This window comes from Enterococcus olivae, from assembly GCF_053760925.1.
Map to the genome: position 1 here is coordinate 1 of NZ_JBSMVT010000023.1, position 18169 is coordinate 18169.

An 18169-nucleotide genomic window follows, 5' to 3' on the forward strand; every position below is an offset into this window, starting at 1 on the left:
AAATGAACTTTTCTTTTCTTCCGTTAGGAAGGAATCTAATCGATTTGTAAAAAAGAAAGAAACATTTCAGCTTCGCCTAATTTTTTGATAAAAATGTCCCTGTATAAAAATCTATGAATGATTCAGGATTACACATTTGCGTTATTTTTCTGAGAGAGTACTAAATGCGCAGGTCGCTGAAATAGAAGAAAATGTAGTGGAAAATGAGCTGTTTATACTGATTAATAAGAAATATCCAGAAGCATTCGAAGCAACTAAAAAAGTCGTGGAATTATTGGACAGTCGTTGGAACTACGAGGCATCTAAAGATGAGCAAGTGTATATTACGATACACATCGCGCGCATCATTGAAAAAACGAAATAAGAGCAAGACTCTTACTATACTATAAAAAATGAAAGGAGCAGAGGAGAGATTATCCTGTGGAAAGGCTTGGATCGTGACATTCAGTTGGCGAAACCTCTAGATTAAACAAAATAAAATTAATTTTGGAGGAAAAAACGATGGGTAAATATGAAAAATTAGCAGAAAATATTGTACGAGAAATTGGCGGTAAAGAAAATGTCAACTCGCTTACCAATTGTATCACACGCTTGCGTTTCAAATTAAAAGACGAAAGCAAGGCAAATACAGAAGTATTAAAAAATATGGATGGTGTTGTAACGGTCATGCAGTCTGGCGGACAATATCAGGTTGTTATCGGAAATCATGTGCCAGATGTTAAAAAAGAGGTAGATGCTGTTTTAGGTGTATTGGAGCCAGAAACAGATTCCGGACCAAAAGGGAACTTATTCAATCAATTTGTAGATATTATTTCAAACATCTTCCAACCGATTTTAGCACCTCTGTCTGCTGCCGGTATGCTGAAAGGTGTTGCAGCCGTTCTTTCTTTTGCACTTGGAGCTGAATTCGCAGCAACCTCTACGTATGCAGTCTTAAATGCGATGGGGGATGGGCTATTCTTATTGCTACCTATCTTTATTGGTTATACAGCCATGAATAAATTCGGCGGCTCACCATTTGTGGGGATGATGATTGCTTCAAGCTTGGTTTACACAGGTTTTATTGATGGCTCTATTGCTGGTCAATTTGCGGAATCGGGTGGTTTGGACTTCTTCGGTATTCCATTCTCAGTACCGACAGCCGGTTACGGTTCTACAGTAATGCCGATCATCGCCTCTACTGCTTTTGCGGCATTTATTGAAAAACAATTAAGAAAAATTCTTCCAGATGTAGTGAAGCTGTTCTTAGTTCCTTTCTTTGTGGCATTGATTACTATACCGCTAACTTTTCTTGTAATTGGTCCCGTAATGAATGTCGCTTCAGATGTACTAGGGAGTGGTTTGATTAGCATTCAAACATTTAGCCCGATTATTTATGGAGCAGTTTTAGGTTTTGCTTGGCAAATTCTGGTGATGTTTGGCATGCACTGGGCGTTGATCCCATTTGTGATTATCGCCTTATCTCAAGGCCAACCTACAGCATTATTGTCTCCAAGTGGGAGTGTTTCTTTCGCCCAAACAGGAGCAGTTTTAGCAGTGATGTTAAAAACTAAAAATTTAAAGCTGAAAGAATTATCTATCCCAGCATTTATTTCAGGAATTTTTGGAGTAACTGAACCAGCGATTTATGGGATTACTTTACCGAAAAAACGACCATTTTGGGTCTCTTGTGTAGTCGGATCTATAACTGGTGCCATTACGATGGCTTTGGGGATTCAAGCGTATCAAATGGGAGGACTGGGTATTTTCCGTTATACTGGTTCAATTTCACCAGATGGGGATATGAAGTTTGCTATCTACAGTATGATTTTGGATGCAGCAGCGCTATTTGCAGGTTTTGGTTTAGCTTGGTTGTTAGGTTTTGAAGATGATGCACCAACAGCAATGAGTAAAGATGAAGCGAAAAATTCATTTGTTGGACATAAAAAAAAATTAGACAAAACGGAAGTGCTTGCACCATTAGCAGGCAAAGTACTTCCTTTGAGTGAAGCAAAAGATCCAGCTTTTGCTGAAGGAGTCATGGGTAGAGGAGTGGTTATCGAGCCAACGGTAGGGGAAGTTGTTGCGCCATTTGACGGAACAGTGATGACCTTATTCCCAACGAACCATGCACTGGGTTTAATCTCAAACGATGGCATGGAGCTGTTGATTCATATTGGTATCGATACTGTCCAATTGGAGGGCAAGTACTTTGAAGCACTTGTTAAACAAGGAGACACGGTCAAAAAAGGCGATGTACTGATTCGCTTTGATATTGAAGCTATTGAGAATGAAGGCTATAGTACACAAGTGCCGATTATCATTACGAATACGCCGGACTATGCGGACATCATTGCGACGGATGCACTCAACGTGCAACAAGGGGCGCTGTTGACGACAGCTATTGTGGCAAATTAATCGAGCATGAAGGAGTGAAACATTTATGAGCTTTCCAAAGAATTTTTTATGGGGTGGTGCGACGGCAGCTAACCAGTGCGAAGGGGCATGGAATACTGATAGTAAAGGAGATTCGATCAGTGACCACAACCGTGCTGGCAGCCGTACAGCTGGGACTCGTCGTTCCTTCGATTTAGAAATTGACCAGGATAATTATTATTATCCGAGTCATACGGCTATTGATCATTACCATAGGTACAAAGAGGACATTGCTTTGTTTGCAGAAATGGGCTTCAAGGTGTATCGTTTGTCAATTGCCTGGACACGCATTTTCCCGAACGGCGATGAAGCGACACCAAATGAAGCGGGTTTGCAGTTTTACGATGATTTGTTTGATGAATTGCACAGGCATGGCATAGAGCCTTTAGTAACGATTTCGCATTTTGAATTACCTTTTCAATTGGGGAAAAAATACGATGGTTTCTTAGATAAACGGACGATTGACTTTTACGAACGCTATGCAACAACGCTCTTTGAACGTTACAAAGACAAAGTCAAATACTGGTTGACATTTAATGAAATAAATTTTGGTACTCTGGAGCATGGCAAACGAATCAATGGATTGTTCAATCGTGAATATACAGAAACAGAACAGTATCAAGCATTACACAATGTTTTTGTAGCATCTGCTAAAGCGGTCATTGCAGGACATGCGATCAATCCGGATTTCAAAATTGGCTGCATGTTGGCTTATATTACAATGTATCCGAAAACTTGTCGTCCAGCAGATGTCTTAAAAACGCAGCAAATGAACGATCGCCTGAATTATTTTTGCGGAGATGTCCAAGTAAAAGGTGCCTATCCTTATTACATGAAACGCTATTTTGAAAACAATGGAATCCAAATAGACATTACCGATGAGGACAAAGCGCTACTGAAGGCTGGAACGGTGGATTACTATACCTTCAGTTATTATATGAGCACATGCATTGCTGATAATCTGGAAGACCGTGACGATAAAACTGGTGGAAATTTGTTTGGTGGCGTTTCAAATGAGTATTTGGAAACGAGTGATTGGGGCTGGCAAGTTGATCCAGTAGGTCTGCGTTATACGCTAAATCAAATCTATTCTCGCTATGAAGTACCGTTGATGGTAGTTGAAAATGGTTTGGGCGCTTTCGACCAAGTTGAACCAGATGGATCGATCAATGATGATTATCGCATCGACTATTTCAAACAGCATATTGTCGAGATGGACCATGCGATTGAAGATGGTGTAGAGTTGATTGGTTACACACCTTGGGGCTGTATTGATTTGATCAGTGCAGGGACTGGTGAAATGAGCAAACGTTATGGCTTTATCTATGTAGATCGCGACGACGATGGCAACGGGACATTAGACCGCAGTCGAAAAAAATCATTCTATTGGTATAAAAAAGTCATTGCAACAAATGGCGAAAATCTAAGTAATCAATGATCCTTAATTGAAAATATTAGATAAGAGCAGACTGGAACAAGCATTTTTGTTTATTTCAGTCTGCTTTTTGTTCTGATAACTTTTCTATAGAAGCTACTAATAATTCATTTTTAATTCCAATAGAAAAGCCAAGGATATTGAAGAAAAGAAAATCAGTGGAGTAAGTATCTGTTGTTGAGAATTGAGTGACAATATAATTTCCAATCTCTGAAAATGTAGCTTCTCGATTTGCAATAGTTAATAATTGTTTGTAGTAAGTATTTTTTTCATCTTGCATGACACGTTTACACATATAGTCAAACTTATTTTCTACCGATAAATGAAAATGTGTAGATTTCATATAAACACCACCTTTCGCACTATGTACCAATCTGAATAGGGGTAAATTTGTATTCTTTTGAAAAAAAATTTAAAAATAGAAAAAAAGACACAAAAACAAGAAGGATTACTCTCTGATAAACAGCACTAAATAACAAAATAGATGTTTTCATATTGTTATTTTTGACAGTTCATTATGACAAAAAATCTGTTGCTTTTTCTTTGTTGCGGACAGTACCGATAACTGTATTCCCTTTATCCAATAATTGTTTCGTTAGCTCATAACCAAACCCACTACTTACGCCTGTAATAAACCATGTTTTTTCCATGCATTTTCCTCATCGTAAATTCAATTGAATGACTACATTTTTATTGTATTCTTTGGAGTGCACTCTAGGTCAAGTTTAGCAGTTGCTTTATTTTGCTTTTTACTTCATCCTTTAACTAAATAGGTGATTTTTAAAGGAGAAAGAAAATGAATATAAGAGAAGCTAGCAAATAAAGCGGAGCAACACCTGATACCATTCTTTAGTACGAAAAAATTGGTTTGATTCCAGCTGTAAAAAGAAACAAAAATGGTGTCAGAATGTTCGATGAAGAAGAAATAAGATGGCTTATTTTTGCCAGACAAGTGAGAAATGCCAGCTTGCCAATTGAAGTGCTTGTGAACTATTCAAATCTATTTCAAAAAGGCGAACAAACGATTTCAGAAAGAAATCAGTTATTAGCAGATCATACAAACAGAACAAAAAATAGAACAAAGTTTGAAGAAATTTGACTGACTTTTGGAGGGATGATTAATGGAAATCAGGATGTTAAGATATTTTTTAACCATTGCGGCAGAACAGAATATCTCCCAAGCTGCACGAGTGTTACATATTACGCAACCGACACTCAGCAGACAGCTAAAAGAATTTGAAGAAAAGCTGGGAACAGATCTTTTTATTCGAGAAAACAAAAAAATGTTTTTGACAGAAACGGGTATGTTCCTTAAGAAACGAGCAGAAGAAATCCTGCTATTGAACGACAAAACTGAACAGGAATTTCTAAATAAAAAACAAGGACTTTTGAGCGGCCATATTTCGATTGGATGTGTAGAAGCAGATAATTCTGACACCTTAGCACTGTTTTTGGAAGAACTGATTGCTGACCATCCGCAAATAAGTTTCAATATTGTTAGTGGAACAAGTGATGATATTATTGAAAAATTAGACAAAGGATTATTAGATGTTGCATTATTACTTGAACCAGTTTCTACAGAAAAATATGATAAAATTGTTCTGCCAAGGCAAGAAAGATGGGGGTTGCTTGTATCAAACAAGTCTTTTTTAGCTAACAAAAATGATCTAACAGTAGAAGAGCTTGTCGGGATCCCACTGTTATGTTCTGCTAGATTAGAGGTTCAAAATATGTTTTATTCATGGGCAGAAATAGAAGAAAAAGAATTAAATATTATAGGAACGTTCAATCTGATTTTTAACGTATTCTCTCTTGTAGAAAATAGAGTAGGCTCAGCGTTGACTATTGAAGGAGCTATTTCACATAGAAAATCAGAGAATGTAAAATTTTTACCATTAGTTCCAGAAATAAAAACCAATTGTGTTTTAGTTTGGAAGAAAAATACTATTCTTTCACCGACAGTCCATAAATTAATAGAAAAGTTCAACTATGCTCTTTAAGCATGCATCCCTGTTTAAGAAGTATTGGACGGCACATATATTCAGCTGTAACATAAACTTGTAAGCGAAATGAGTTTAGTTACAGTTTTTTTGAGGTGAAAATAGTGTCAAAAATTGTCTATTTTTCTAGAAAGTATGAAAACTTTGTGAATGGTAAAATTACCACTCTCTCAATTGGAAATACAAAGGTGTTAGCAGAAAAAATTGAAAACAACATACATGCGGAATTAATTGAGATTATTCCAATTGAAGAATACCCAAAAAAATACGAACAACTGGTTCAAATGGCGGAAAAAGAAAAGCAGCAGCAACTACGTCCGCTATTTAAGGAGCTTGAAGTCAATATAGATGAAGATGACACGATTTTTCTGGGGTTTCCAAATTGGTGTGGTACTTTTCCGATGGTTGTTGCTCATTTTCTGGAGAGCCATGACCTTTCCGATAAAACGATTTATCCATTTTGTACACATGAAGGCAGTGCATTTGGCAGTAGTATGTTCGAATTAAAAGAGCTGTGTCCAAATTCAATAATCATGCAAGGTTTGCCTGTACGTGGCTCTAGAGTTCATAGGGCAGATAAAGCCGTAGAAAATTGGTTGATTCACTATCAACAAAACGGAGGAATGTAAAAATGACAAAACATGAAGAAGTAAAAAAAGGTGTGATTTTCCCAATAGGAGAAAAAAATGAGGCATTTGCACAATACTTTATAGGACAGAGCTATTTGAATAATTTAATTTCTGATCCAGAAGTGAATGTTGGAGTTGGAAATGTGACGTTTGAACCTGGATGTCGAAACAATTGGCATATTCACCATGACGGCTTCCAATTGTTATTAGTAACTGGCGGCGAAGGCTGGTATCAAGAAGAAGGAGAACCAGCACAATTCTTAAAATCTGGCGATGTGATCGTTACGCATGATGGTGTAAAACACTGGCATGGAGCAACAAAAGATAGCTGGTTTGAACATATTGCCATAACAGCTGGTACACCAGAATGGTTAGAACCTGTTTCTGATGAAATTTATTCAAAACTAGCAGAAAAATAATAGCGAAAGAGGGAAAAACGATGGCAAAACAAACAGCAGGTCGCGACAATTTAGGAGAATTTGCTCCTCAATTTGCGGAATTAAATGATGATGTTTTATTTGGAGAAGTATGGTCTAGAGAGTCTGAATTATCTCCGCATGACCGCAGTATGATTACTTGCGCAAGTCTAATGACTCAAGGGGCGCCTCAATTAGAAGCACATTTGAAAATGGCGAAACAAAACGGGGTAACAAAAACTGAAATGGTAGAATTGATCACCCATTTAGCTTTTTATACAGGTTGGCCAAAAGCTTGGTCCGCATTTACGTTAGCAAAAGAAATCTTTAATGAAGATTAAACTAGTTTGAAGAAAGAAGGAAAAATAAATGTCAAAAGTTATCGTGATTACAGGAGCATCAAGTGGTATTGGGAAAGCAACTGCTCAAATTATGGCAAAAGACGGAGCGAAATTAGTTTTAGGAGCTCGTCGTGAAAATTTATTAAAAGATCTAGTTCAAGAGGTAGAAAAACTTGGCGGTGAAGCTGTCTATGCAGTAATGGATGTGACTAAAATAGATCAAGTGGAAGATTTAGCGAAGTTGGCCATGGATAAATTCGGACGCGTCGATGTTTGGTTGAACAATGCCGGGATCATGCCACAATCCTTATTAAAACAAAAGAAAATCGAAGACTGGGATGCCATGATCGATATCAATATCAAAGGAACGTTGTATGGTATTGGAGCAGCTCTTCCATATATGGAGAAACAAAAATCTGGACAATTCATCAATGTTTCTTCTATTGCAGGACATATGGCACATGTCGGAAGTGCCGTATATTCAGCAACTAAATGGGCTGTTCGCGCCATCAGCGAGTCGTTACGCGAAGAAGTTGCACAAGATGGCTCCAATATCCGAGTGACTGTTATTTCACCAGGTGCTATCAATACCGAATTACTAGAATCAGTTACAGACAAAGAGTTCCAAAGTAATTTTGAAGATTTCTATCAAAATTATGGCATCTCTGCTGATCGAGTAGCTTTAACAATCAAACAAGCGGTTGATTTACCAGAAGATGCGGCTTGGAATGAAATTGTTATTCGACCAACAAAGCAAGCCATGTAAAAGTATTTAAACGAATAGGGAGTATTGAGGGTAGAGACAGTCACATTATCGAATGGAGTAGAAATGCCGATTTTAGATTGTGGGATTTATCAAATAAATGATTTAGAAGAATGCAAACGTGTCGTAAGTGAAGCGATAGAAGCAGGTTATCGTTCAATTGACACTGCACAAGCTTATGGAAATGAATCCGCAGTAGGAAATGCTGTGAAAAAGAGCAGTATTCCTTGCGAAGAATTCTTTATCACCACAAAAGTATGGATTTCAGATACCGGCTACGAAAAGGCAAAACAGTCTATTGAGAAATCGCTGCGCTTATTGCAAACGAACTATCTTGATTGATTGTTGATCCATCAGCCCTTTAATAATTATTCTGGTACTTACTGAACGATGGAAGAATATGATAAAGTCAGTAAAATACGTGCTATCGTAGTGAGCAATTTCTATCCAGATCGTTTTATCGTTATTGCTGAGTTTAGTGAAATCATGCCAATGGTGAACCAATTGGAAACACATGAGTTTAATCAATAAGTAGAAGCACAAAAAATCATGCAAGAGTACAATACGCAAATTGAGTCATGGGGGCCATTTGCTGAAGGTAAAAATGATTTCTTTACTAATGAAACATTGAAAATCATTGGTGAAAAATATGGAAATGATTTTGACATTAAACCAAAAAGAAAGCTTATTTTTCTCTCATTATGATCCAGAAATAGTTAAATCCTTAACTGGAGCAGGAAAGTAAAAGCTTTTTACCCATACTGCTAAGAGGAAAGTCAGGAGGAAAAAAAGTGAGAAAAAGAATTTTAGGAAACGGACTGGAAGTTTCGTCCATCGGGTTAGGATTGATGGGGATGGATCATGCTTATGGCAAGCCAGCTGATCGAAAACAAATGATTGATCTGATTCGTAAATCAATTGATTTAGGCGGTAACTTTTTTGATACTGCAGTCGTTTACGGTGAAGGCAATGAAATCGTACTTGGACAAGCCGTAAAAGGAATTCGAGATAAAGCGGTGATTGCTACTAAGTTTGGAATTACCGGTCAAGAAGTTATTGATGGAGCTCCGCAAAATATTTTAGACAGTCAGCCATCATCTATTAGGGAACAAGTAGAAGGGTCTTTGAAGCGTCTAGATGTGGATTATATTGATTTGTATTATCAACATCGAGTTGATCCTAATGTAGAACCAGAAGCAGTTGCGCAAGTTATGGAAGATTTAATAAAAGAAGGGAAGATCTTGCATTGGGGGCTTTCTAATGCGCCCATTGATTACTTGCGTCGAGCACATGCTGTTTGTCCATTAGCGGCTATAGAAAACCAATACTCAATGGTTTGGAGAGAACCTGAGAAAAAATTGTTCTCTATCTGTGAAGAACTAGGGATTGGATTTGTTGCCTACAGCCCATTGGGCAACGGGTTTTTAAGCGGTAAGTATTCTAAAAATATGAAGTATGAAGAAGGAGATTTCCGGAGCTTTATGGGGCGGTTTAAACCAGAAGTAATGGAAAAAAACCAGGCTGTGCTGGATCTGCTGGCAGAAATTGCAGAAGAAAAGCAAGCCACATCAGCGCAAATTGTTTTGGCTTGGGAACTTGCACAGCGTGATTATATTGTTCCGATTCCTGGTACAACTAAACTTCATCGTCTAGAAGAAAATCTCGGTACTATGGAAATTTCTTTATCTCAGGAAGATATGAAGAAAATTAATACCTCTCTTGAACAAATGGAAATTGATGAGACACATTTTTAATTCAAAGGGCTGAAGAGTATATAGTGGACACACATGTCGCACGAATCTTTAAACATCACAAAATAGTAGAAGAAAATGGAGCGGCTAAACAAATTGAAGAACGCGTGAAAGCAATTTCCCAGCAAGATACTGAGGAAGAGCACACTACTTCATGATTTTCTTCGGAAAAGAAATAAAAAAGAATCTGGTCAATCTGTGGCACTAAAAGGATCTAGCATGGTACTAATTATTGATGCTTCCATTTGTATGGATAATGGAACTACGAAAGCGCGTACTATTCAGTAGTGATTAAACAATAGTTGCAATAAATGAAAAATCTTTCTCTGTACTGAGCATTGAAAGGCTCGTACAAAGGAAGATTTTTTAGAATAAGATTTTGATTTTTTCAATATTTTTGATTATAACAGAAATGGTTACATCTGAGTTATTAATAGACTCGTCAATACCCAAATCACAGTAAAGTTCTATAAGGATATTAACTTCTATTGTTGTGAAAAAGAAGAATAAATAGAAATAGCTATGTCCTTCCAAGTAAATTAGACTTAATAAAATTAGTTAAAAACAATCTTTTTAGTTGCGTTGGAGTCAACTACAAGGTGTATGCTGTATTTATAACAACGAAGGAGGAATAATCATGACAGAAAATAAAGTGGCAGTAATCACTGGGGCCTCAAGTGGAATTGGTGAAGCAACCGCAAAATTATTAGCCACACATGGAATAAAAGTCATTTTAGGCGCAAGACGAGAAGAAAAATTAAAAGAAATCACTGAAGAAATTAAGTCTAGTGGCGGTGAAGCGCTGTATCGAGTGACCGACGTAACGAATGGTCAAGAAGTAGAAGATTTGATTCAACTAGCTGTCGATACTTTTGGTAAAGTTGATATTTTAGTCAATAGTGCAGGAATTATGCCTCATTCACCATTGAAAGATAAGCGTATTCAAGATTGGGACAATATGATTGATATCAATATCAAAGGAACGCTTTATGGTATTGGTGCAGCACTTCCTTATATGAATGAACAAAAATCAGGACATATTATCAACATTTCATCTGTTGCGGGACATTATGCTCATGCAGGAGGAGCTGTCTACTCAGCAACTAAATGGGCTGTTCGTGCAATTAGTGAATCATTAAGAGAAGAAGTTGCGCAAGATGAATCGAATATTCGTGTCACGATTATTTCTCCTGGAGCTATCAATACCGAATTATTATCTTCTGTGACGGATCCAGTCTTGAAGAAAAACTATGAACAATTTTATGATAATTTTGGTATTCCAGTAAATCGAGTCGCTGCGGCTATCCAGCAAGTAGTTGAGGTGCCGGAAGATACCACTTGGAATGAAATCATTATCCGTCCAACGAAACAAATTCAATAATGAAAGAAGGGATGAGATTGAAAAAAATAATTGCCGCTACGTTTACTAGTTTATTTTTACTTGCAGGGTGTACAGGAAATGGAGATGAGAACAGTATGAATCGTGAAAGCAATAATGAGGAAAGCCGTTCAGAGTCATCCGCACAATCTTCATCGATGACTGAAATCATTGGCACTAATGAATATGGTAGAGGGGCAAAGTCAGATGGTCAGGATACGAATAGTAATGAAGCACCAATGAGGATTTTAACGGAAGATGCCGATGCGCTTATTATCTACTTTTCAAGAAGTGGAAACACCGAGAATTTAGTGAAGATGATCCAAGGACAGACAGACGCTGATGTATTAGAATTGACGATTACAAACCCTTATCCTGAAAATTACGAGGAAACAGTTGACCGCGCGAACCAAGAAAGAGAAGATGGAGAATTTCCGGAAATTAATACAGAAATGCCTGATTTGAACCAATATGATCGTATCTATTTAGGTTATCAAACTTGGGCTATGACATTGTCAAACCCAATCGTCAGCTTCTTAGAAAGCTATGGAGAGATGCTTGATGATAAAGTTATTTATCCCTTCTCATCAAATGCAGGTTACGGTGAAGGGAATACTATCGAAAGAATACAAGAGTTGTTGCCAAATAGTACGATAGAAGAAAGCTTTTCGGTTGAAGACAAAGATGTGATTTCTTCGCAGGATGAAGTCGCAGACTGGTTAGCAAATTAGTTTTGTTTATCTGTATTTATCCACCTATAAAAAGTAAAAGAAAAGAGGAGTATATTATGGATTATGCAACGTTGAATAATGGAGTGAAAATGCCCCGTTTAGGATTTGGTGTATTTCAAATTACGGATTTAGAAGAATGCGAAGAGATTGTTTATCAAGCCATCCAACATGGTTACCGATTAATTGATACAGCAGCCTCTTATGGAAATGAAGAAGCAGTCGGAAGAGCCATTAAGCGAAGTGGAGTGCCACGTGAAGAATTATTTATTACAACCAAATTATGGATCAGTGATGCAACATATGAAGGCACAAAAGCAGCGTTTCAGCGCTCTTTAGACAAATTGGAATTAGATTATTTAGACCTTTATTTGATCCATCAACCGTTAAATGACGTCTATGGTTCATGGAGAGCTATGGAAGAACTGTATAAAGAAGGAAAGATCCGTGCAATAGGGTTGGCGAATTTTTATCCAGATCGCTTATTAGATTTGATTGCTTTCAACGAAGTAACACCAGCAGTCAATCAAGTTGAAATCAATCCTTTCTTCCAACGTGAAGAAGATATCCAAGTGATGAAAGATAAAGGTGTGCAGGTAGAAGGCTGGGCACCATTTGCAGAAGGGAAGAATGAACTGTTCCATAATGACAGACTGCAAAAAATTGGGGACAAGTACAACAAATCAATTGCGCAAGTCATCTTACGTTGGAATATTCAACGTGGAATCGTAGCTATTCCCAAATCAGCCAATGTCGAACGTATGCAACAGAATTTTGCTATTTTTGATTTCGAATTGACGGCTGAAGATATGCAGGAAATCACTACATTGGATGAAAATAAATCTAGTTTCTTTGATCACCGTGACGCTGCAGCAATTGAACGGCTTGCCGGTATGTCTAGAAATACAGATTAAGTATGTATCAAAAAATAGTTACCATAAGAGAGTGAAAAAATATGAATATTAAAGAAGTAAGTGAAAAATATGGTATCTCAACAGATACGCTCAGATACTATGAACGAATTGGAGTCATTCCACCGGTGAATAGAGACGAGAAGGGATATAGAGACTTTTCGGAAAAAGACTTGAACTGGGTCTATTTTGCAAAAGTTCTTCGTAAAGCAGGTGTGACAATTGAAGGACTAGTGGACTATGGTAAGTTATCACAACAAGGTGGAAAAACCTTAGAAACAAGAAAACAAATCTTAACAGATCAATTGGAAGAGATCAATCAGCATATCAAAGATTTAGAAGAAGCTAGAGGCTATTTGCAATATAAGGTAGACAGCTTTTATACGCATATGGCTGAATTTGAGAAGGAAAAATTGCACATAGACAATGACAATATAGAAAAAACGGAATAAAACAACAAAAGCTGTAAGAAAAGAGGCAAAATAAATGAAATTTCTTATTTTAGGAGCTGCTGGACAAATCGCAGAGAAGTTAACCGACATATTATTAAAAGAAACAGACCATGACGTCGTTCTTTATGCGCGAAATGGCAAGCAACGAATCATCGTGAGCGATAGTAACCGTGAAGAGATTATAGAAGGGGATTTTTTAGATACGGATCTGTTGAGTGAAGCGATGAAAAATGTTGATGCGGTTTATCTAAATGATATGGGAAATACCAAAGCTGTTGAAAATGTTGTGGAAGCAATGAAAGCACACGGAGTACAACGGTTGATTGGTGCAGCTATTTTAGGGATCTATGATGAAGTTGTAGGCGAATTTGGAAAATGGAATGAACGCATGATTGGTTCAAATCCAAGAATGCAAGCACAAAAAGATTCTGCAAAGGTTGTAGAAGATTCTGGACTTGATTATACGTTGTTGAGACTGACTTGGTTATATAATCAACCAGATAATGAAAAATACGCATTGACTTCTAAAGGCGAACCTTTTGTAGGTGCGCAAGTAACTCGCGAAGCTGTGGCTAGATTGATTGCAGACTTATTGCTTTCTGAAGATAGTCGCTATCTTGGTGCGAGCCTAGGCGTGTATGAACCTGGTACTGAAGAATTACCAAAACCTTCCTTCTATTAAAGACGGTATAATTTTTAGTGTGACTAGAATGGTTAACTAATTTAGTTGGTCACTTTAGCAAAGTCTATGTTACCAAGCTAGCTTTATATTTTATAGAATAACTAATTCGTTGGAGGTGTATTTTCTAAATGAAAAAAAGAAAGCTAGGAAATAGCAATTTAAGCGTATCAGAAATCGGATTAGGTACAATGGGCATGAGTTTTGCTTATGGCCCTGCACCTGACAAAAAAGAAATGGTTAAAGTTTTGCAAGAAGCTGTTGAAATGGGAGAATACTTTTTTGATACAGCGGAGGTCTACGGTCCTTTTGCAAATGAAGAATTGTTAGGAGAAGCATTGGCACCGTATAGGGATAAGGTCACTATTGCCACCAAATGCGGAATCAAGATGAATGATGGAAAACAAGTCGTGGATGGACGTCCAGAAGAGATCCTTAAATCAGTAGAAGGTTCATTGAAGAGGTTGAGTGTAGATGCCATTGATTTATATTACCTTCATCGAGTCGATCCGAATGTTCCAATTGAAGAGGTAGCTCTAACGATGCAAAAACTGAAAAAAGAAGGAAAAATCAAAAACTGGGGCTTGTCTGAAGCTAGTGTTCAAACGATCCGTAAAGCGCATGCTATTGAACCGTTAGCAGCAGTTGAAAGTGAATATTCTTTATGGACTAGAGAGCCAGAAAAGGAATTGATTCCGACATTGGAAGAATTAGGTATCGGTTTTGTTCCGTTTAGTCCATTGGGAAAAGGTTTTTTAACTGGAACAATTAATAAAGAAACCTCTTTTAGCGAAGGCGATGGCCGTAACTCCTTACCTCGTTTTCAAAAAGAAGCAATGGAAGCCAATATGAAATTGATCGAAATAATCAGAAAAATTGCTGAAGAAAAAAATGCTACACCAGCTCAAATTGCGTTGGCATGGCTTCTAGCTCAAAAGCCATGGATCGTTCCGATTCCTGGTACGACAAAATTTTCCAGAATCAAAGAAAATATTGGAGCAGCCGAAATACTGTTTTCAAAACAAGAGTTAAAAGAGATTAACGCAGCAACAGATGGGATTCAAATTGTTGGCAATCGCTATACCCCTGAATTAGCTAAACGGGCTGGGTTATAAATTGTTTATATATTTGTTTAAAAGCATTGGAATTCAAAAGCCAATGCTTTTTTATTGATTTCTTTGTTTTTCAAATTGTCAGGAACAACAACTAGGGAAGAAGTGATTACAGCACGGCATATCCCTGAAAAGAAGAGATGTTGACTTTTATTGTTTCTATAACAGTATAGAAGTTTGATCGTTTCAAAGAATATAAAAGCTGCTTACGAAAGAATTTGATTCTTCTGTAAGGGTACTTAAACTTACCTCTAAACAAATGAATATTAAATTTGTTCTTTAATTGATATTTTCGTTTGTGTACAGAGTACAGTGTATTTGTCAGACTAATGAGTGATTATATATTCTCAATTTGACAAATCTAATCAATTCCTTATTATGCACTGTAATCAGTGTGTTTTGAGCATTAATTGGCGACAATATTCAATCTAACATTGAATTTAATGGATTTAAAGCTTTAGTACCTTGCTGGGACTTTTTTTCTAGCGTTTATTGTTCAACCGGTATATTTCCACATTGGTTATGGAAAAAGAGTTCGTTGTAAGTGGTTTAAAAAAAGTTAATATATAGTTAAGGAGTTGAGGGAATTGAATGAGGAACAAATTCTCCAATTAGTTAATTTGTTGCCCCGGGATAATTATTCGACTAGTCAATGTCTTGCAGAATCATGCGAGGTATCTAGTAGAACAATTAGAAAACGAATTAAGGAACTCTCGAATATTATTAATCAAAATGGTGGTGAGATAGAAGCAAAAGCTGGGTCAGGTTATAAAATTCGAGTTTTTGATGATAAGCTTTTTTCTCGATTCATAAAAAATATGAAGTCTAAAAGAAGTTTGTTTCCGAACTCTAAAGAAGAAAGAATACAGTACATTCTTGACTATCTTTTGTTGTCAGAGAATGAGTATACGAAAATTGAATATTTAGCTCAGCAGCTTTTTGTTAGTCGAACAATCGTTACAGAAGATTTAAAGGTAGTAAGAAAAAAGCTATTAAAATATAACGTTCAAGTAGAAAACAAACCGAAATACGGAATGAGGTTAATAGGAACAGAGTTCAATATGCGACTTTGCATAGCAAATAACGTAAATTCCACTCTGATTCAAGATGAAGAGTCCATGGAAATCCAACAAAGAGACTTGAAAAAAATATCTGAGATTTTAGTAAAAACACTTGAAGAAAATATGTTTCAATTATCAGGCATGGCTTACCAAAATTTAGTAACTCACATCTATCTCATGATTAAACGATCAGGATATAAAGAAGCGGCTATAATAATTTCCGAAAAAAGAATGGAGGAAATCCAGAACCTTTATAGGACTGAAATCGAAATAGCTAAGAAACTTTTAATTAATTTAGAGTCACTTTTTAAAACAAACATCAACCCAATAGAAGTATATTATATTGCAATTCATCTTGCGGGTAAAAGAGTAATTGAAGAGGAACAGCTCTTGGAGGGTAACTTAGTTATTTCTGATGAAATAAATGAGATGGTTAAAGCGATGCTAGATACGGTAAATGAGTATTTTAGGATTGATCTTAAAAATGATTTAGAACTACGAATGTCATTAGCTCTTCATCTTATACCTCTCAAAACGAGACTTGACTATAATTTAGCAGTTAAAAATCCTATGTTAAAGCAAATTAAAACTCGTTTTACCTTAGCTTATACGATTGCAGTTCAAGCATGCACTATTTTTGAATCAAAGTTCTGTATCAGTGTAGAAGATGAAGAAATTGGTTTTTTTGCTCTTCATTTCAACTTGGCTTTAGAAAGAAAAAAAAGCAATAATAATCAAAAGAATATACTAATTGTTTGTTCAAGTGGAAAAGGAACAGCTAAGCTTCTCGCATATAGATGTCAAGCTGAATTTGGAAAATATGTAAATAAGATTGAGACGTGCGATTTGTATCAATTGGAGAATATTGACTTCAAGCAATTTGATTATCTTTTTACTACTGTACCAATAAAAAGGCAAGTACCTATTCCAATTTTAGAAATAAAATATTTTCTCGAGGGAGAAGATTTAGATGACGCAAAAAAATTTTTTAAGCAAGATGAATTGGATTTTGTGTTGAAGTACTTTGATGAAAGACTGTTTTTAACCAATGTCGAAGTTACTTCTAAAGATGAAGTATTAGATTATATTGTGAAAAAAATAGGGGAGACAAAGAATATACCAGCTAATTTCCTGGAATCTGTGAAAAATCGAGAGAGTCAAGCAGTTACTGAGTTTGGTAATCTCGTTGCCTTACCCCATCCAGATACACCTATGACTGACACTACTTTTGTAACCATTTGCATTTTGAATAAACCAATACTTTGGGGAGAAAGGAAAGTTCAATTTATTTGTTTGATGTCTATTGAAAAAAATGTTGATAAAGATTTACAGCTGTTTTATAAGATTATCAGTCGTTTTCTTATCAGTACTAAAGATATTCAAAGTGTAATTAAAAAAAGGGATTATTTCCATTTCATAAACACCCTAAAAAAGGTAGAAGGGAATTTAACAGAATCATGACGATAAGTACTCAAGAAATTAGTTTTAATTTAATATTAAATGCAGGGAACGCCAAATCTAAAGGAATGATGGCGATTGAATGTGCAAGAGAATATGATTTTAAACGAGCTGAAGTATTGATGGAAGAAGCTAAAGAAGACTTGAGAATAGCTCACCACTCGCAAACTGCCTTGATACAAGGGGAAGCTAATGGAAATCTACCAGAATTTTCTATTCTTCTAGTACATGCACAAGACCATCTTTCGTCGGCAATTACTATATTAGATTTAGCAGAAGAACTGATTCATATTTATAGACTTTTTAAAGCAATCAAAGGAGGAGAAACAATATGAGAATTATGTTGGCGTGTCAAGCGGGAATGTCTACGAGTATAATTGTGGCAAAAATGGAAGATGAAGCAAAAAGACAGGGTAAGAATTACAAAATTTGGGCTATTGATCAAAGTTTGATTGAAAAAGAGATTGGCAATTTTGATGTACTTTTACTAGGACCTCAAATCCAACACACTCTAAGGAAAGTTAAGAAAATAGTGGATGGTAATGCTCCTGTGGCAGTAATTCGACCAATGGATTACGGTAGAGGAAATGGAGCAGCAGTATTGGAATTTGCAGAAGAGCTTATAAAAGAAGGAGAGTAA

Annotated in this window: 22 protein-coding genes and 1 pseudogene; 21 read left to right on the forward strand and 2 right to left on the reverse strand. The window is 36.4% G+C overall.

The window, feature by feature from the left end; all coding sequences use genetic code 11:
- Positions 1–136 precede the first annotated feature (136 nt).
- The 3 genes from ACWODM_RS12615 (at position 137) to ACWODM_RS12625 (ending at position 3853) form a co-directional block, all read left to right on the forward strand.
- On the forward strand, positions 137–364 hold the full coding sequence (locus ACWODM_RS12615) for a PRD domain-containing protein (RefSeq protein ID WP_455321726.1): 228 nt from the start codon (positions 137–139) through the stop codon (positions 362–364).
- A gap of 137 nt (positions 365–501) precedes the next feature.
- On the forward strand, positions 502–2397 hold the full coding sequence (locus ACWODM_RS12620; protein WP_455321727.1) for a beta-glucoside-specific PTS transporter subunit IIABC: 1896 nt from the start codon (positions 502–504) through the stop codon (positions 2395–2397).
- A gap of 25 nt (positions 2398–2422) precedes the next feature.
- Positions 2423–3853, forward strand: coding sequence for a glycoside hydrolase family 1 protein (locus ACWODM_RS12625; protein WP_455321728.1), 1431 nt, complete (start codon positions 2423–2425; stop codon positions 3851–3853).
- A gap of 55 nt (positions 3854–3908) precedes the next feature.
- Here ACWODM_RS12625 and ACWODM_RS12630 read toward each other — a convergent pair whose 3' ends face one another.
- Both ACWODM_RS12630 and ACWODM_RS12635 read right to left on the reverse strand, forming a co-directional pair.
- Positions 3909–4193 carry a DNA-binding protein gene (locus tag ACWODM_RS12630; RefSeq protein WP_455321729.1) on the reverse strand — a complete coding sequence of 95 codons (285 nt, stop codon included), beginning with the start codon at positions 4191–4193 and terminating at the stop codon, positions 3909–3911.
- A gap of 172 nt (positions 4194–4365) precedes the next feature.
- Positions 4366–4500: a hypothetical protein gene (locus tag ACWODM_RS12635; protein ID WP_281260059.1), complete on the reverse strand. Its 135-nt coding sequence runs from the start codon at positions 4498–4500 to the stop codon at positions 4366–4368.
- 218 nt (positions 4501–4718) lie between these two features.
- On the opposite strand from ACWODM_RS12635, the gene ACWODM_RS12640 reads away from it, so the two are divergent.
- The 18 genes and pseudogenes from ACWODM_RS12640 (at position 4719) to ACWODM_RS12725 (ending at position 18169) form a co-directional block, all read left to right on the forward strand.
- Complete coding sequence (locus ACWODM_RS12640) at positions 4719–4949, forward strand: hypothetical protein (RefSeq protein WP_455321730.1); 231 nt, start codon at positions 4719–4721, stop codon at positions 4947–4949.
- A gap of 22 nt (positions 4950–4971) precedes the next feature.
- Positions 4972–5850, forward strand: coding sequence for a LysR family transcriptional regulator (locus ACWODM_RS12645; RefSeq protein ID WP_455321731.1), 879 nt, complete (start codon positions 4972–4974; stop codon positions 5848–5850).
- A 104-nt stretch (positions 5851–5954) separates the two neighbouring features.
- The gene (locus ACWODM_RS12650) at positions 5955–6479 is read left to right on the forward strand and encodes a flavodoxin (RefSeq protein WP_455321732.1); all 525 of its coding nucleotides are present in this window, start codon (positions 5955–5957) and stop codon (positions 6477–6479) included.
- 2 nt (positions 6480–6481) lie between these two features.
- Positions 6482–6898, forward strand: a complete 417-nt coding sequence (locus ACWODM_RS12655) for a cupin domain-containing protein (RefSeq protein ID WP_455321733.1) — start codon at positions 6482–6484, stop codon at positions 6896–6898.
- Positions 6899–6918: 20 nt separating this feature from the next.
- Positions 6919–7236 carry a carboxymuconolactone decarboxylase family protein gene (locus tag ACWODM_RS12660; protein WP_106195797.1) on the forward strand — a complete coding sequence of 106 codons (318 nt, stop codon included), beginning with the start codon at positions 6919–6921 and terminating at the stop codon, positions 7234–7236.
- A 28-nt stretch (positions 7237–7264) separates the two neighbouring features.
- Positions 7265–8002, forward strand: a complete 738-nt coding sequence (locus ACWODM_RS12665; RefSeq protein WP_455321734.1) for an SDR family oxidoreductase — start codon at positions 7265–7267, stop codon at positions 8000–8002.
- Between the two features lie 63 nt (positions 8003–8065).
- Positions 8066–8744: pseudogene (locus tag ACWODM_RS12670) on the forward strand (aldo/keto reductase).
- Between the two features lie 46 nt (positions 8745–8790).
- Positions 8791–9753, forward strand: a complete 963-nt coding sequence (locus ACWODM_RS12675) for an aldo/keto reductase (protein WP_455321735.1) — start codon at positions 8791–8793, stop codon at positions 9751–9753.
- 23 nt (positions 9754–9776) lie between these two features.
- Positions 9777–9908 carry a hypothetical protein gene (locus tag ACWODM_RS12680; protein ID WP_455321736.1) on the forward strand — a complete coding sequence of 44 codons (132 nt, stop codon included), beginning with the start codon at positions 9777–9779 and terminating at the stop codon, positions 9906–9908.
- Positions 9909–10387: 479 nt separating this feature from the next.
- Positions 10388–11131: an SDR family oxidoreductase gene (locus ACWODM_RS12685; protein WP_455321737.1), complete on the forward strand. Its 744-nt coding sequence runs from the start codon at positions 10388–10390 to the stop codon at positions 11129–11131.
- Positions 11132–11148: 17 nt separating this feature from the next.
- A complete protein-coding gene (locus tag ACWODM_RS12690) occupies positions 11149–11859 on the forward strand; it encodes a flavodoxin family protein (protein ID WP_455321738.1) in 711 nt (236 codons plus the stop codon).
- Between the two features lie 56 nt (positions 11860–11915).
- On the forward strand, positions 11916–12770 hold the full coding sequence (locus ACWODM_RS12695) for an aldo/keto reductase (RefSeq protein ID WP_455321739.1): 855 nt from the start codon (positions 11916–11918) through the stop codon (positions 12768–12770).
- 41 nt (positions 12771–12811) lie between these two features.
- A complete protein-coding gene (locus ACWODM_RS12700) occupies positions 12812–13219 on the forward strand; it encodes a MerR family transcriptional regulator (protein ID WP_106195808.1) in 408 nt (135 codons plus the stop codon).
- A 34-nt stretch (positions 13220–13253) separates the two neighbouring features.
- Complete coding sequence (locus tag ACWODM_RS12705) at positions 13254–13901, forward strand: NAD(P)H-binding protein (RefSeq protein ID WP_455321740.1); 648 nt, start codon at positions 13254–13256, stop codon at positions 13899–13901.
- 128 nt (positions 13902–14029) lie between these two features.
- A complete protein-coding gene (locus ACWODM_RS12710; protein WP_455321741.1) occupies positions 14030–15013 on the forward strand; it encodes an aldo/keto reductase in 984 nt (327 codons plus the stop codon).
- Between the two features lie 584 nt (positions 15014–15597).
- The gene (locus tag ACWODM_RS12715) at positions 15598–17532 is read left to right on the forward strand and encodes a BglG family transcription antiterminator (protein WP_455321742.1); all 1935 of its coding nucleotides are present in this window, start codon (positions 15598–15600) and stop codon (positions 17530–17532) included.
- Positions 17529–17864, forward strand: a complete 336-nt coding sequence (locus ACWODM_RS12720; RefSeq protein ID WP_455321743.1) for a PTS lactose/cellobiose transporter subunit IIA — start codon at positions 17529–17531, stop codon at positions 17862–17864. Before ACWODM_RS12715 ends, ACWODM_RS12720 begins: the two co-directional genes overlap by 4 nt.
- Positions 17861–18169, forward strand: coding sequence for a PTS sugar transporter subunit IIB (locus tag ACWODM_RS12725; RefSeq protein WP_455321744.1), 309 nt, complete (start codon positions 17861–17863; stop codon positions 18167–18169). The genes ACWODM_RS12720 and ACWODM_RS12725 overlap by 4 nt, the downstream gene beginning before the upstream one ends.

Excerpts from the sequence above, each read along its gene's own strand:
- ACWODM_RS12620 (WP_455321727.1), top strand. The coding sequence starts at position 502 with ATGGGTAAATATGAAAAATTAGCAGAAAATATTGTACGAGAAATTGGC.
- ACWODM_RS12635 (WP_281260059.1), bottom strand. The coding sequence starts at position 4,500 with ATGGAAAAAACATGGTTTATTACAGGCGTAAGTAGTGGGTTTGGTTAT.
- ACWODM_RS12660 (WP_106195797.1), top strand. The coding sequence starts at position 6,919 with ATGGCAAAACAAACAGCAGGTCGCGACAATTTAGGAGAATTTGCTCCT.
- ACWODM_RS12705 (WP_455321740.1), top strand. The coding sequence starts at position 13,254 with ATGAAATTTCTTATTTTAGGAGCTGCTGGACAAATCGCAGAGAAGTTA.
- ACWODM_RS12700 (WP_106195808.1), top strand. The coding sequence starts at position 12,812 with ATGAATATTAAAGAAGTAAGTGAAAAATATGGTATCTCAACAGATACG.
- ACWODM_RS12655 (WP_455321733.1), top strand. The coding sequence starts at position 6,482 with ATGACAAAACATGAAGAAGTAAAAAAAGGTGTGATTTTCCCAATAGGA.
- ACWODM_RS12725 (WP_455321744.1), top strand. The coding sequence starts at position 17,861 with ATGAGAATTATGTTGGCGTGTCAAGCGGGAATGTCTACGAGTATAATT.
- ACWODM_RS12710 (WP_455321741.1), top strand. The coding sequence starts at position 14,030 with ATGAAAAAAAGAAAGCTAGGAAATAGCAATTTAAGCGTATCAGAAATC.
- ACWODM_RS12630 (WP_455321729.1), bottom strand. The coding sequence starts at position 4,193 with ATGAAATCTACACATTTTCATTTATCGGTAGAAAATAAGTTTGACTAT.
- ACWODM_RS12720 (WP_455321743.1), top strand. The coding sequence starts at position 17,529 with ATGACGATAAGTACTCAAGAAATTAGTTTTAATTTAATATTAAATGCA.
- ACWODM_RS12625 (WP_455321728.1), top strand. The coding sequence starts at position 2,423 with ATGAGCTTTCCAAAGAATTTTTTATGGGGTGGTGCGACGGCAGCTAAC.
- ACWODM_RS12665 (WP_455321734.1), top strand. The coding sequence starts at position 7,265 with ATGTCAAAAGTTATCGTGATTACAGGAGCATCAAGTGGTATTGGGAAA.
- ACWODM_RS12685 (WP_455321737.1), top strand. The coding sequence starts at position 10,388 with ATGACAGAAAATAAAGTGGCAGTAATCACTGGGGCCTCAAGTGGAATT.
- ACWODM_RS12645 (WP_455321731.1), top strand. The coding sequence starts at position 4,972 with ATGGAAATCAGGATGTTAAGATATTTTTTAACCATTGCGGCAGAACAG.
- ACWODM_RS12695 (WP_455321739.1), top strand. The coding sequence starts at position 11,916 with ATGGATTATGCAACGTTGAATAATGGAGTGAAAATGCCCCGTTTAGGA.